Consider the following 13,596-nt stretch of genomic DNA (forward strand, 5'->3'; position numbering starts at 1 on the left):
CCGCAGGCTGCGACAATCTGCGGCGTGATCCGGTACGCACTGCTCCTCGCCCCCTCCGCCAACCGCGTCTACGCCGACGCGGCGGCCCGGCTGGCCCGCGCCGAACTGGCCGTGTTCGCCGGCTCCGGCGTCCTCGGCGCCGTACCGGCCGACGCGGAGGTGACGGAGATCGGCGGGGTGGAGTACCTGACGTTCGGCACCGCCGAACCCGGGCTCGGCGAGCGGGACCTGGCCTACCTGGCGAACCTGTCGGCGGCGTACGCGCTGTTCGAGCGGGTCGGCGACGACCTGCTGCGGCCGGTGCCGCTGCGCCCGCTGGCCCGGTACGACTCCGACCTGATCACCATCCCCAAGTACGCCGGAAAGACGAACGAGCAGTTCACCCGCCTGTTGCTCAACGTCACTGTGCTCGCCTCCGCCGCCGCGCCGCGGATGCTGGACGGGCCGGTGGTGGTGCTGGACCCGCTCTGCGGCCGGGGCACCACGCTCAACCAGGCGCTCATGTACGGCTACGACGGCATCGGCATCGAGCGTGACAGTCAGGACGTGGAGGCGTACGCGGCGTTCCTGCGTACCTGGCTGCGCCGCAAGCGGCTCAAGCACACCACCGAGTCGACGTCGGTGCGCCGGGACCGCAAGCTGGTCGCCCGCCGGTTCGAGGCCGTCGTCGCACCGTCGCGGGACGAGCACCGGGCCGGCGCCACGCAGCGGATCACAGTGCTGAACACCGACACCACCCGGGCCCGCGAGGCGTTGCGCGCCCGCTGCGCCGACGTGATCGTCACCGACGCGCCGTACGGGGTGGCGCACGGCAGCCGTACCGGTCAGGGGCTGTCCCGCAGCCCGCTGGAGCTGCTCACCGCCGCCGTGCCGGTGTGGCGGGAGCTGCTGCGCCCGGGTGGCGCGCTCGGGCTGTCCTGGAACACGCACGTGGCGCCGCGGGCGCGGGCGGAGGCGGTGCTGGCCGACGCCGGGCTGCGGGTGCTGGACGGCCCCGGTTTCGGTGACTTCGCACACCGGGTCGACCAGGCGATCGAGCGGGACGTGCTGGTGGCGGTCGCGCCTTAATCGGGTGCCGGGGTGCGCCGCCCGGCGTACCGTTGCTCGCCGTGTATACCGGAACCGCGCTGTTCGACCTGTTGCTCCCGGGTGACTCCCGGTCCCTGAAGGCCAAGCGGTCGTACGTCCGGCCGATCGTCGCCGCGCTGCGCAAGTTCGAGGTCTCCGCCGCCGAGGTGGGGGCGCTGGACCTGCACGGCCGGGCCGAGATCGGGGTGGCCGTGGTGGCCGCCGAGCCGGCTCATGTCCGCGAGGTGCTCGACTCCTGCGAGCGGCTGGTCGCCGCCCGCCCGGAGACCGAGCTGCTGTCGGTACGCCGTCGCCTGCACGGCACGGACGACTGACCGCGCGGCACTGCGGCCGTGCCGCGCGGGCGCCGGCCGGGCGCGGGTAGTGTTCTTCAGCGTTGGGCGGTCGGACCCGGCGGCGCCCACGCGCCCCGTCTCCGGCCGACGGCCCGGATCGCACGGAGATCCGGCGTCGTCGTGGGTAAAGGTGATCCCGGAGGTGGGGGACATGACGGATCAGGCAAAGGTTCGCCGGCACGCGGAGCGCATCCGGGAACTCGTCGCGTCGGTGGTGCGCAGCCAGATCAAGGACCCCCGGCTCGGGATGATCACGATCACCGACGCCCGGATCACCGCCGACCTGCGCGACGCCACAGTCTTCTACACGGTGCTCGGCGACGCGGCGGCCCAGGCGAGCACCGCCGCCGCGCTGGAGAGCGCCAACGGCATGCTGCGCAGCACCGTCGGCAAGGCGCTCGGGCTGCGGCACTCGCCGACGCTCACCTTCGTCCTCGACGACGTGCAGGACCAGGTCAAGCACATCGACGATCTGCTCGCGGCCGCGCGTACCGCCGACGCCGAGGTGCAGCGGCTGGCCGCCAAGGCCTCGTACGCCGGTGAGGCCCAGCCGTACCGGGTCGAGGACGACGAGGACGCCGACGACGCCCCGGCCGGGGACGCCGACGACGACGAGCCGCGCGCCGGCGAGAGCCGGTGACCGAGGCCGCCGGGCCCACCGAGACCGCGTGGGCCGCCGCCGTCGCGGCGGTACGCGACCTCCCCGCCGCCGCGCGGGTGCTGCTGATCTGCCACGTGAACCCGGACGGGGACGCGCTGGGCAGCATGCTCGGCTTCGGGCTGGGCCTGCGCCGGCTCGGCGTACGTGATCTCCAGGCCACCTTCCCCGGCCCGCCGGAGGTGCCCGAGCCGTTCCGCTGGATGCCCGGCGTGGATCTGCTGGTGCCGCAGGACGACGCGTACCCGGCGCCGGACCTGGTGATCTGCTTCGACGCGGCGAGCGAGTCCCGGCTGGGCGACCTGGCCGACCGGCTGGACACGGCCGGCACGTCGCTGGTGCTCGACCACCACGCCTCGAACAGCGGCTTCGGCCGGATCAGCCTGGTCGACCCGCACGCCGCCGCCACCTCGGTGGTCGCGCTGGAGCTGCTGGACCGGCTCGGCGTGCCGCTGGACGCGGAGATCGCCACCGGGATGTACGTCGCGCTCGCCACCGACACCGGCTCGTTCCGCTTCGAGGCGACCACCCCGGCCGTGCACGAGACGGCCGCGCGCCTGGTGGCCACCGGCATCCGCCCGGGTGACATCTCCCGGCGGGTCTTCGACACCCGCCCGTTCGGCGCGGTCCGCCTCTTCGGCGAGGTGCTCGGCCGGGCCACGCTGGAACCGGCTGCGGCCGCCGGGCACGGCCTCGTCTGGACGTACGCCACCCGCGACGACCTGGTCCGCCACGACCAGCCCGCGTACGTGCTGGAGGCGCTGATCGACTCGGTGCGCTGCACCGCCGAGGCGGACGTGAGCTGCGTGGTCAAGCAGGCGGGCGAGGCCGAGTGGGCGGTGTCGCTGCGCAGCAAGGGCGCGGTGGACGTGAGCGCGGTGGCGGTGGCGCTCGGCGGCGGCGGGCACCGGTTCGCCGCCGGTTTCACCGGGCGGGGGGCGCTCGACGAGGTGGTCGGGCTGATCCGCGCGGAGCTGGCCACCGCAAGTGTGAGCTGATCGGCGCGTTTTCGGGGGAGCACGACGCGTGCCGGGCTTTCCGCCGTGCGTGACGCTGGGGACAATCGGTTGATGGATCATCCCCGTGAGCTCACCGTCGAGGCGCCCCGGGCCTGGGACCGGCCGGTCGTCTCCGTGCCGGTGCTGATCTGCCTGTCCCTCGTCGGCGGCCAGATGCCGTCCTTCTCGACCGCCGCGAACCTCTACATCGTCACCACCGGCGGAGGGCTGATCTGGGTCGGCCTGAGCAACCGGGTGCCCCGGCGTCCGGCGCCGCGCCGGTTGCCGTCGGTCGCGCTCTGGTGGCTGGTGCCGGTGACCGTCTTCGGAGTCTTCGAGGGGGCGACGTTCGTGATGGCGGCGGGCGACGACTTCCCCACCTTCTCCCGGCTGGCCGATCCGCTGCTGGAGGACAGCCTGGTCCGTTCGGCGGCCTGGTTCGCGTGGCTGTCCACGTTCTGGGGACTGGTGCGCCGATGATGCGGGCACTGGCGATCGGCGGGTTCGGAGTCTCGATCGTGCTGTTCGCGGTCGTCGAGTGGGCCGCGCGCCGGGAGGGTTCGCGGATCCCGTCGATGGCAGACGTCTGCGCGTTCGTGATGCGCTACGAGGTGGGCCCGGTGCCGGTCGGCCGGATCGGCCTGTTCGGGTTCTGGTGGTGGCTGGGCTGGCACTTCCTGGCCCGCTGACCGCCCTCGCGGGGCGGGACGACGACATTGATCTTTCCGCATTTCGGGAACAGTGGGCAGCATCTGGAAAGTGAACGTTAATTTGGGTGCGGGACCGGCGCTTCGCGGCGCTGGTCACGGGCGGTGGTGCCGCACCCGGCCTCGCCTCCCTCCAGGGTCAGACCGACCCGGGCTCCCGCTGCCAGGCGAGCCGCTCCGGTGATCCCGGACCGCTGCCGGGCGTTCAGCCGCCGACGACTCCCGGTCGTGGCGCGATGTGTCGTCGCGCCGACCCGGAGCGCCGGGCGCCCGTAGGACCGCCATGTCCCGGCGGTCCGCACCCTGGAAGGACCTTCAGATGCCCAGCAAGCGCAAGCCGCGGACCGAGACCACCACCGACGAGGCGCGCGAGCAGATGCGCCGCGCGCTGCAGACCTCGATGGACACCCGTCAGTGACGTACGCCGTCCGGCGGTGACGCCGGCCGGGCCGCGCCCGCAGCCCGCCGCCGACGTCACCGCCGCGCGGGAACCCGCCCGCGCTACCGTCGCCCCGGATGGACCGCCTCTAGCGCCGACGACTTCCGCGCGCCGCGGCGTCACGCGGCTTGATCCGGTCGACTGGTCGGCAGTCCACCACCAGGCCCCGCCCGTCGGCCAGCCGGGCGAAGTAGTCCGGCGCGTGCGAACGGCGCCGGCCGGAAGCCTCGTCGTCCCAGAACAGCCAGAACGGCTGCGACGCGATCCCGGCCACCGCCGGGTCGAAGTCGAGCAGCATCAGGTGATCGCGCTCCAGCCACGACTCGTACCCGACGTGAGCGCCGGTCGTCGACGACCACCACAAGCCCGGGAAGTTGCGCTGCCGTTTGTACGACGGGAAGCCGCGTACCGGCTTGACCAGCTCGAACAGCACCCCCGCCGAGTCGATCAAGGAGGTGCGGACCTCCGATCCTCGGCGCCGACGTAGCCGACCTCGAACTCAGCCGTCAGCGGCCCACACAGGCCCGGCACCGCGCGCAGCACCCCGGCACCGTACCGGACGTGCCACCTCAATCCGGACGCGTACTGGATTCGGGGCGGAACGCGGGCAGACTTTAGAGTGGCGCCGTGAGCAACCAGCCGGTCCGCGACGCCTACTCGCACATGTCCGAGCAGTACATCGCCCTGTTCGATGGTGACTGGCAGGCCCACGTGGATGACACGGCCCTTGTCCGAGACCACCTCGTCGGCTTGGACGGCGCCGTGCTCGATCTCGGTTGCGGCCCCGGGCATTGGAGCGCCTACCTGCATTCGCTCGGCGCCAACGTGACCGGCGTCGACTTGGTACCTGAGTTCATCGGCTACGCCCGGACCCACTTTCCCGGGCCGGCGTTCCAGCTCGGATCAATGACGGACCTGGACCTTCCCGACCACTCGGTGGCCGGCATCCTCTCCTGGTACTCGACCATCCACCTACCGCCATCGGAACTGGATGCGGTACTCGCCGAGTTCCGCCGGATGCTGCCTCCTTCCGGGAACCTGGTGATCGGCTTCTTCGACAGCGACGACGATGTGGCCGCGTTCGATCACAAGGTCCACACGGCATACCGCTGGCCCGTAGACACATTCTCTGCCCGCCTGGCAAAGGCTGGTTTCACCGAACTTCAGCGCTTGCAGCAGCAGTCCCCGGACCGCCCGGACCGCAAGTACGCGGCCATTGCCGCGACAGTCGGCGCGCCGTAGTGCCCGATCGGCACACAGCTGACTGCCGGTCGAGACCAAACACACGCACACTCGTCGGGACCGGACAGCACCGTACCGGACGTGCCACCTCAACCCGGACAGTGCCAACCCCGTGCCAGGTCATACCGGACGGTGCCAACTCAACGCGGACGGGACAGCGAGACACCGCTCGACTCCTGGCCGCGATCAGTAAGTAGCCACCCTGCTTGCGGACCTTACTGAGCGCGTGCCAGGATCGGCGGCGATGAGCACGACCGCCGCCCCCGCCACCGCCGCCACACCCCGGCGGATCGCCGCGCTCGCGCTGCCCGCCCTCGTGGTGCTGGCCGCCGAGCCGCTCTACGTCCTGGTCGACACCGCGGTGGTCGGTCACCTCGGCCGGGTGCCGCTGGCCGCGCTCGCCGTCGGCGGCACCGTCATGACGCTCACCGCCTGGGTCGGCACCGTCGTCGCGTACGGCACCACCGGGCGATCGGCCCGCCGCTTCGGTGCGGGGGACCGGGCCGCCGCGGTGGCCGAGGGCGTGCAGGCGTCGTGGCTCGCGCTGGCCACCGGAGTGCTGGTGGCGATCGCCATCGGGATCGGTGGTGGCGCGCTGGCGCGTACCCTCGTCGGCGGCCCCGGCGAGGTGGCCGACGCCGCCGCCGGATGGCTGCGGGTCGCGGCGCTCGGCGCGCCCGGCCTGCTGCTCGCCGCCGCCGGCAACGGCTGGCTGCGCGGCATCCAGGACACCCGCCGCCCGCTGCTGTTCGTGCTCGGCCCGAACCTGCTCTCCGCGCTGCTCTGCCCGCTGCTGGTCTATCCGGCCGGGCTCGGCCTGGTCGGCTCGGCGGTGGCGAACGCGATCGCGCAGACGCTCTCCGGTGTCCTGTTCGCGGCGGCGCTGGTGCGCGAGCGGGTCTCGCTGCGTCCCCGGCCCCGGGTGATCGGGCAGCAACTCGTGCTCAGCCGGGACCTGCTCGTGCGGGGCGTCGCGTTCCAGGCCAGCTTCCTGTCCGCCACCGCCGTCGCGGCCCGCTTCGGCGCCGCCGCGGTGGGCGCGCACCAGATCGCCGTCCAACTGTGGTTCTTCACCGTGCTGGTGCTCGACGCCCTGGCCATCGCCGCGCAGTCGCTCGTCGGCGCCGCGCTCGGCGGCGGCGACGCGGCCGGCGCGCGGTTCCTGGCCCGCCGCGTCGCGCTGCTCGGCGGGCTGTGCGGCGTGGCCTTCGCGGTGCTGATCGCCGCCGGCGCCGGCGTGGTGCCGGCGTGGTTCAGCTCGGATCCGCAGGTACGCGAGCAGGCCATGACGGCCTGGCCCTGGTTCGTCGCGCTCCAGCCGATCGGCGGCGTGGTGTTCGCGCTCGACGGGGTGCTGATCGGCGCGGGCGACGTGCGCTACCTGCGCAACCTCACCATCGTCTGCGCGTTCGGCGGGTTCCTGCCGGCGATCTGGCTGGCCTACGGGTTCGAACTCGGGCTGGGCGGGATCTGGGCCGGGCTGACGCTGTTCGTGGTGCTGCGGCTGGCCGGCCTGCTGCTGCGGATGCGCTCGGGCGCGTGGGCGGTGGTCGGCGCGGTGCGCTGACCACCCGGCCTCAGCACGGGTTGGGGCCCTTGATCGGGCGGTCCAGGTCGTACAGGGCGTCGGTCCGCGTCGGTGGCCCCGGCGGCCGGCGGTATCCCCCGCAGGGCCGATCACCGGCGTCTGGCAGGCTTGGCGGTCGTGAGCACAGACGGTCTGATCGTGGTCGACAAGCCCGGCGGCATGACGTCGCACGACGTGGTGGCCCGCATCCGGCGGCTGGCCCGTACCCGCCGCGTCGGTCACGGCGGCACGCTCGACCCGATGGCCACCGGCGTCCTGGTGATCGGCGTGGGGCGGGCGACCCGGCTGCTCACCTATGTGATCGGCGCCGGCAAGAGCTACGCCGCGACGATCCGGCTGGGGCAGTCCACAGTCACCGACGACGCCGAGGGCGAGGTGGTCGCGACCACCCCGGCCGGCGCGGTCACCGACGACGGGGTACGCGCCGCGCTGGCCGCCCTCACCGGCGAGATCGACCAGGTGCCGAGCGCGGTGAGCGCCATCAAGATCAACGGACAGCGGGCGTACAAGCGGGTCCGCGACGGCGAGGCGGTCGACCTGCCCGCCCGGCGCGTCACCGTGTCCCGGCTGGAGGTGCGCGCGATCCGCCGGGACACCCCGGACGTGGTGGACGTGGACGTGGACGTGACCTGCTCGTCCGGGACGTACATCCGGGCGCTGGCCCGCGACGCGGGGGCCGCGCTCGGCGTCGGCGGCCACCTCACCGCGCTGCGCCGGACCGCCGTGGGCGGGTTCACGCTCGCCGAGGCGGCCACGCTCGACCAGCTCGAAGCACGCGCGCCGGACGTGGTGAACCTGCCGCTTGACGCCGCCGCCGAGCGGTTCTTCCCGCGCCGGGACGCCACCGCCGACGAGGCCCGGGTGCTGTCCCACGGCGGGCCGCTGACGCCGGCCGGGATCACCGGGCCGTACGCCGTCTTCGACCCGGCGGGCGGGTTGATCGCTATCGTCAGCGAGCGGGACGGTCGGGCCCGCGCGGAGATCGTGCTGGCCCCGGCCTGAACGGCACGCGGGCGGACAGGGGAGGAACGGCATGCAGCGGTGGCGGGGGTACGAGGCGGCACCCGGCGGCTGGGGCCGCTCGGTGGTCACCATCGGCGTCTTCGACGGCGTGCACCGGGGGCACCAGGCCACCATCGGGCACACCGTGGCGCGGGCCCGGGAGCTGGGCGTCAAGTCGGTGGTGGTGACGTTCGACCCGCACCCGGCCGAGGTGGTGCGCCCCGGCTCGCATCCGGCGGTGCTGACCGAGCCGGCCCGCAAGGCCGAGCTGATCGAGGCGCTCGGCGTGGACGTGCTCTGCGTGGTGCCGTTCACAGTCGAGTTCTCCCGGCTGCCACCCGAGGCGTTCGTGCACGACGTCCTGGTCGAGCACCTGCACGCCGCGCTGGTGGTGGTCGGCGACAACTTCCGGTTCGGGCACCGGGCCGCGGGCGACGTTCCGCTGCTGGAGCGGCTGGGCAGCACCTTCGGGTTCGCCGTCGAGGGGGCGCCGCTGGTCGCCGAGCGGGGGACGGTCTTCTCCTCCACGTACATCAGGTCCTGCGTCGACGCGGGCGACGTGGGCGCGGCGGCGGCGGCGCTGGGCCGCCCGCACCGGGTCGAGGGCGTGGTGGTCCGTGGTGACCAGCGCGGACGTGAGCTGGGTTACCCGACGGCCAACCTGCTGACCCACAGGTACGCGGCGGTGCCGGCCGACGGCGTGTACGCGGCCCGGCTGGTGCGCCGCGACGGCGAGCCGCTGGCCGCGGCGGTGTCGATCGGCACCAACCCGACGTTCTCCGGGCGGGAGCGGCGGGTGGAGGCGTACGCGCTGGACTTCGCCGGCGACCTGTACGGCGAGCGGCTGGCCCTGGACTTCGTGGCGCACCTGCGTGAACAGCGGACGTACGACGCGATCGAGCCGCTGGTGGCCCAGATCGCCGAGGACGTGGAGCGCACCCGCCGGGCGGTGCTCTGACCCGCCTGGGCCACCTTGACCGGCCGTCCGCCGCGAGGGCTGGTAGGCTGGCGGAGACGTCGGCTGACCGACGGGGGCCTCGCGTGCCTGCACGACGCCGCGGGTGCGAGGAACCGGTCCGTTGCACCGGTCACCACGACCGCTCCGGACCTCATCGAATGACCCACGAAACAGGGAGAACATGGCGCTCGACCAGGAAGCCAAGGCCAAGATCCGCCAGGAGTACGCGACCGCCGAGGGCGACACCGGCTCGCCCGAGGTGCAGGTCGCGGTCCTGACCAAGCGGATCGCGGAGCTCACCGAGCACCTGAAGGTGCACAAGCACGACCACCACAGCCGCCGTGGGCTGCTGCTGCTGGTCGGCCGGCGCCGCCGGCTGCTGAACTACGTCCAGAAGAAGGACATCAACCGCTACCGGTCGCTCATCGAGCGGCTCGGCCTGCGCCGATGACCTGACGGGGGAGTGGCCGCCTGGCCGCTCCCCCGTTGCGGTACCACCGAAGAACCCGGCCGCGCGACACCCGAAGAGGGAGCCGGTCAGCACCGGTCTCCGGTAGTGGCCCCCGGGAATCCCGGCACGACGCCGGCCATCCCGGGCGCTTCGATCGAAGACCGGCCGCCTGAGCAGTTCCCGTGTCGTCGGCCGACGACGCGAAGGAGCACCACAGCACATGACCGAGACCAACCTCGGCACCGAATCCCGCACCGCGGTGATCGACAACGGGGCCTTCGGCACCCGCGAGATCACCTTCTCCACCGGCCGTCTGGCCCGCCAGGCCGCCGGCTCCGTCGTCGCCCAGCTCGGCGAGACGGTCGTCCTCTCCGCCACCACGGCCGGCAAGCAGCCGCGCGAGTCGTTCGACTTCTTCCCGCTGACCGTGGACGTCGAGGAGCGGATGTACGCCGCGGGCCGCATCCCCGGCTCGTTCTTCCGCCGCGAGGGCCGGCCCAGCGAGGACGCCATCCTCACCTGCCGGCTGATCGACCGGCCGCTGCGCCCGTCGTTCGTCAAGGGCCTGCGCAACGAGGTCCAGGTCGTCGAGACCATCCTCGCGCTCGACCCGCAGCACCCGTACGACGTCGTGGCGATCAACGCCGCGTCGATGTCGACCAAGCTCTCCGGCCTGCCGTTCTCCGGCCCGATCGGCGCGACCCGGGTCGCGAACGTCGACGGCCAGTGGGTCGCCTTCCCGACCCTGGAGGAGCTGGAGCGGGCCACCTTCGACATGGTCGTGGCCGGCCGCACCCTGGCCGACGGCGAGGTCGCGATCATGATGGTCGAGGCCGAGGCCACCCCGAACGCCGTGGCCCTGATCTCGGGCGGCGCCACCGCGCCGACCGAGGAGATCGTGGCCAGTGGCCTGGAGGCCGCCAAGCCGGCCATCCGTGAGCTGTGCCGGGCGCAGAGCGAGCTGGCCGAGGTGGCCGCCAAGCCGGTCGCCGAGTTCCCGATCTTCTTGGACTACCAGGACGACGTGTACGACGCGGTGGCCGGTGTGGCGCGCGCCGACGTCGCCGAGGCGCTGAAGATCGCCGGCAAGGCCGACCGCGAGGAGGCCCTGGACCGCATCAAGGCCAAGGTCGCCGAGGAGCTGACCGGCCGGTTCGAGGGCCGCGAGAAGGAGCTCTCCGCCGCGTTCCGCTCGCTGACCAAGTCCGAGGTCCGCAACCGGGTGCTGCGCGAGCAGGTCCGCATCGACGGCCGCGGCCCGCGTGACATCCGTCCGCTGACCGCCGAGGTCGGCGTGCTGCCGCGGGTGCACGGCTCGGCGCTGTTCGAGCGCGGCGAGACCCAGATCCTGGGCGTCACCACGCTGAACATGCTGCGCATGGAGCAGATGGTGGACACGCTGTCCCCGGAGAACCGCAAGCGCTACATGCACAACTACAACTTCCCGCCGTACTCGACCGGTGAGACCGGCCGGGTCGGCTCGCCGAAGCGGCGCGAGATCGGCCACGGCGCGCTCGCCGAGCGGGCGCTGATCCCGGTGCTGCCCTCGCGCGAGGAGTTCCCCTACGCCATCCGGCAGGTCTCCGAGGCGCTGGGCTCCAACGGCTCCACCTCGATGGGTTCGGTCTGCGCCTCGACGCTGGGCCTGCTCTCGGCCGGTGTGCCGCTGAAGGCGCCGGTCGCCGGCATCGCCATGGGCCTCATCTCCGACGAGGTCGACGGCAAGACCCAGTACGTGACGCTCACCGACATCCTCGGCGCCGAGGACGCGTTCGGCGACATGGACTTCAAGGTCGCCGGCACCCGGGACTTCGTCACCGCGCTCCAGCTCGACACCAAGCTGGACGGCATCCCGTCGGACGTGCTGGCCGCCGCGCTGCAGCAGGCGCACGAGGCCCGGCAGACCATCCTCGACGTGATGCAGCGGGCCATCGAGGCGCCGGCCGAGATGTCGGACTACGCGCCGCGGGTGACCACCGTCAAGATCCCGGTCGACAAGATCGGCATGGTGATCGGCCCGAAGGGCCAGACCATCAACGCGATCCAGGACGAGACCGGCGCCGAGATCTCGATCGAGGACGACGGCACGATCTACGTCGGCGCGACGAACGGCCCGGCCGCCCAGGCGGCGGTCGAGCGGATCAACGGGATCGCCAACCCGACGCTGCCCAAGGTCGGCGAGCGGTTCCTCGGCACCGTGGTGAAGACCGCCGCCTTCGGCGCCTTCATCTCGCTGCTGCCGGGCCGCGACGGCCTGCTGCACATCTCCAAGGTCGGCGACGGCAAGCGGGTCGAGAAGGTCGAGGACTTCCTCAACGTCGGCGACAAGGTCGAGGTGGAGATCGCGGACATCGACGCCCGCGGCAAGATCTACCTGGACAAGATCCGCCCGGAGGGCGCCGAGGCGCCGGCCGCGGGTGGGGCCGCCGGCGGCGACCGTCCGTCCGGCCGGGACCGCGGCGGCGACCGTGGCCCGCGTGACCGGGGTGACCGGGAGCGCCGTTCCGAGGGCGGCGAGGGTCGCTCCGAGGGTGGCGAGGGCGGCGGCGAGTCCCGTCCGCGTCGCCGGACCCGGCACAGCTGATCCACCGACCGGCCCGGGTGACCTCCGCGTCACCCGGGCCGGCCCACGGCTCCAGGTCGCCCGCGCGAGCTGGAGCCGTCGTACGTCCCGCCGTTCCTCGTCATCCGGAGAGCAGGTGCTCGTGAGTTCGTCAGCCGCCTCGACGGGACGGGGGGTGACGTCGACCGGGCCGGGTTCGGCGTCCCGCGCGGTCACCCGCACGCTCAGCGACGACCCGCTCGGCGGCACCGTCCGCCGTACCGTGCTGCCCAGCGGGCTGCGGGTGCTCACCGAGGCGATCCCGGCGATGCGCAGCGTGTCGTTCGGCATCTGGGTTGCGGTCGGCTCGCGTGACGAGACCGGCTCGCAGGCCGGCGCCGCGCACTTCCTGGAGCACCTGCTGTTCAAGGGCACAAACAAGCGCAGCGCGCTGGATATCTCCGCCGAGATCGAGGCGGTGGGCGGCGAGACGAACGCCTTCACCACGAAGGAATACACCTGCTACTACGCGCGGGTGCTGGACGAGGACCTGCCGCTGGCCATCGACGTGATGTGTGACGCGGTCGCCGACTCGGTGCTGGCCGCCGCCGACGTGGAGACCGAGCGCGGCGTCATCCTCGAAGAGATCGCCATGCACGACGACGAGCCGGGCGACGAGGTGCACGACCTGTTCGCCCGCGCGGTCTACGGCGACCACCCGCTGGGGCGGCTCATCTCCGGCACCGAGGAGACGGTCACGCCGATGACGCGGCGGCAGATCCAGGGCTTCTACCGCCGCCGCTACACCGCCCCGCAGATCGTGATCGCCGCCGCCGGCAACCTCGACCACGCCGCAGTGGTCAAGCTGGTCCGGCAGGCGCTGCGGGGCACCCCGCTGGACACCGACCCGGCCGCGCCGGCGCCGCACCGGGCGGCCACCCCGGCGGTACGCACCAAGCCGGCCGCCACGCTCGTCGAGCCGAAGGAGACCGAGCAGGCGCACGTCATCCTCGGCTGCCCGGGGATCGACCGCACCGACGACCGGCGGTTCGCCCTCGGCGTGCTGAACAACGTGCTCGGCGGCGGCATGTCCAGCCGGCTGTTCCAGGAGATCCGGGAGCAGCGAGGGCTGGCGTACTCGGTCTACTCCTACGCCAGCCAGTACGCCGACAGCGGCGTGTTCGCCGTCTACGCCGGCTGTGCGCCGGGCAAGGTGGACGAGGTGCTGGACCTGATCCGCGCCGAGCTGGCACGGGTGGCCGCCGAGGGGATCACCGAGGCGGAACTGGCCCGGGGCAAGGGGATGAGCAAGGGCTCGTTCGTGCTCGGGCTGGAGGACACCGGTTCGCGGATGAGCCGGCTCGCCAAGGGCGAACTGCTCTACGGCAACCTGATGCCGGTGGACGACCTGCTGGCCCGGGTGGACGCGGTGACGCTCGCGGACGTGAACACGCTCGCCGCCGAGCTGCTCGGCCGGCCGATGTCCCTCGCCGTGGTCGGCCCGTTCGACTCCGGCAGCTTCACGGTCACGGGCTGAGCGCCGTACCGGTCCGCCGGCCCGCGCGCCGCGCGCTGGGATAGGTTGTG

At 73.0% G+C, this 13,596-nt stretch carries 14 protein-coding genes; 13 read left to right on the forward strand and 1 reads right to left on the reverse strand.

Annotated features, from left to right (window positions below; translation table 11 throughout):
- Nucleotides 1-24: 24 nt before the first annotated feature.
- From AB0B20_RS02035 to AB0B20_RS02060, 6 genes are all read left to right on the forward strand, one after another.
- A complete protein-coding gene (locus AB0B20_RS02035) occupies nucleotides 25-1,068 on the forward strand; it encodes an SAM-dependent methyltransferase (RefSeq protein WP_357467365.1) in 1,044 nt (347 codons plus the stop codon).
- A 41-nt stretch (nucleotides 1,069-1,109) separates the two neighbouring features.
- Nucleotides 1,110-1,403 carry a DUF503 domain-containing protein gene (locus AB0B20_RS02040; RefSeq protein ID WP_099164721.1) on the forward strand — a complete coding sequence of 98 codons (294 nt, stop codon included), beginning with the start codon at nucleotides 1,110-1,112 and terminating at the stop codon, nucleotides 1,401-1,403.
- 172 nt (nucleotides 1,404-1,575) lie between these two features.
- Entirely contained in the window at nucleotides 1,576-2,064 is a 489-nt protein-coding gene (rbfA, locus tag AB0B20_RS02045; protein ID WP_357382463.1) for a 30S ribosome-binding factor RbfA, read from the forward strand.
- Complete coding sequence (locus AB0B20_RS02050; RefSeq protein ID WP_357382465.1) at nucleotides 2,061-3,080, forward strand: bifunctional oligoribonuclease/PAP phosphatase NrnA; 1,020 nt, start codon at nucleotides 2,061-2,063, stop codon at nucleotides 3,078-3,080. The genes rbfA and AB0B20_RS02050 overlap by 4 nt, the downstream gene beginning before the upstream one ends.
- Nucleotides 3,081-3,152: 72 nt before the next feature.
- The gene (locus tag AB0B20_RS02055; protein WP_357382467.1) at nucleotides 3,153-3,560 is read left to right on the forward strand and encodes a hypothetical protein; all 408 of its coding nucleotides are present in this window, start codon (nucleotides 3,153-3,155) and stop codon (nucleotides 3,558-3,560) included.
- Nucleotides 3,560-3,769 (forward strand): DUF6186 family protein, encoded by a 210-nt coding sequence (locus AB0B20_RS02060; protein ID WP_357382766.1) that lies wholly within the window; start codon nucleotides 3,560-3,562, stop codon nucleotides 3,767-3,769. The genes AB0B20_RS02055 and AB0B20_RS02060 overlap by 1 nt, the downstream gene beginning before the upstream one ends.
- Nucleotides 3,770-4,314: 545 nt before the next feature.
- Here the strand turns inward: AB0B20_RS02060 and AB0B20_RS02065 are convergent.
- Nucleotides 4,315-4,677 carry a TnsA-like heteromeric transposase endonuclease subunit gene (locus tag AB0B20_RS02065; RefSeq protein WP_357467370.1) on the reverse strand — a complete coding sequence of 121 codons (363 nt, stop codon included), beginning with the start codon at nucleotides 4,675-4,677 and terminating at the stop codon, nucleotides 4,315-4,317.
- A 176-nt stretch (nucleotides 4,678-4,853) separates the two neighbouring features.
- Here AB0B20_RS02065 and AB0B20_RS02070 point away from each other — a divergent pair, with 176 nt between their 5' ends.
- The 7 genes from AB0B20_RS02070 to AB0B20_RS02100 all read left to right on the forward strand — a co-directional run bounded on the left by AB0B20_RS02070 (nucleotide 4,854) and on the right by AB0B20_RS02100 (nucleotide 13,546).
- Nucleotides 4,854-5,468, forward strand: a complete 615-nt coding sequence (locus AB0B20_RS02070) for a class I SAM-dependent methyltransferase (RefSeq protein WP_357382469.1) — start codon at nucleotides 4,854-4,856, stop codon at nucleotides 5,466-5,468.
- Nucleotides 5,469-5,712: 244 nt separating this feature from the next.
- Nucleotides 5,713-7,035: an MATE family efflux transporter gene (locus AB0B20_RS02075; protein WP_357467374.1), complete on the forward strand. Its 1,323-nt coding sequence runs from the start codon at nucleotides 5,713-5,715 to the stop codon at nucleotides 7,033-7,035.
- 138 nt (nucleotides 7,036-7,173) lie between these two features.
- The gene (gene truB, locus AB0B20_RS02080) at nucleotides 7,174-8,058 is read left to right on the forward strand and encodes a tRNA pseudouridine(55) synthase TruB (protein ID WP_357382473.1); all 885 of its coding nucleotides are present in this window, start codon (nucleotides 7,174-7,176) and stop codon (nucleotides 8,056-8,058) included.
- A 31-nt stretch (nucleotides 8,059-8,089) separates the two neighbouring features.
- Nucleotides 8,090-9,016, forward strand: coding sequence for a bifunctional riboflavin kinase/FAD synthetase (locus AB0B20_RS02085; RefSeq protein ID WP_357382475.1), 927 nt, complete (start codon nucleotides 8,090-8,092; stop codon nucleotides 9,014-9,016).
- A gap of 181 nt (nucleotides 9,017-9,197) precedes the next feature.
- On the forward strand, nucleotides 9,198-9,467 hold the full coding sequence (rpsO, locus tag AB0B20_RS02090) for a 30S ribosomal protein S15 (protein WP_013284678.1): 270 nt from the start codon (nucleotides 9,198-9,200) through the stop codon (nucleotides 9,465-9,467).
- 220 nt (nucleotides 9,468-9,687) lie between these two features.
- Nucleotides 9,688-12,051, forward strand: a complete 2,364-nt coding sequence (locus tag AB0B20_RS02095) for a polyribonucleotide nucleotidyltransferase (protein ID WP_357382477.1) — start codon at nucleotides 9,688-9,690, stop codon at nucleotides 12,049-12,051.
- Nucleotides 12,052-12,205: 154 nt separating this feature from the next.
- Nucleotides 12,206-13,546, forward strand: coding sequence for a pitrilysin family protein (locus AB0B20_RS02100; RefSeq protein WP_357382479.1), 1,341 nt, complete (start codon nucleotides 12,206-12,208; stop codon nucleotides 13,544-13,546).
- Nucleotides 13,547-13,596 lie beyond the last annotated feature (50 nt).

This window comes from Micromonospora sp. NPDC049151 (genome assembly GCF_040648395.1).
Taxonomy (GTDB): Bacteria; Actinomycetota; Actinomycetes; order Mycobacteriales; family Micromonosporaceae; genus Micromonospora.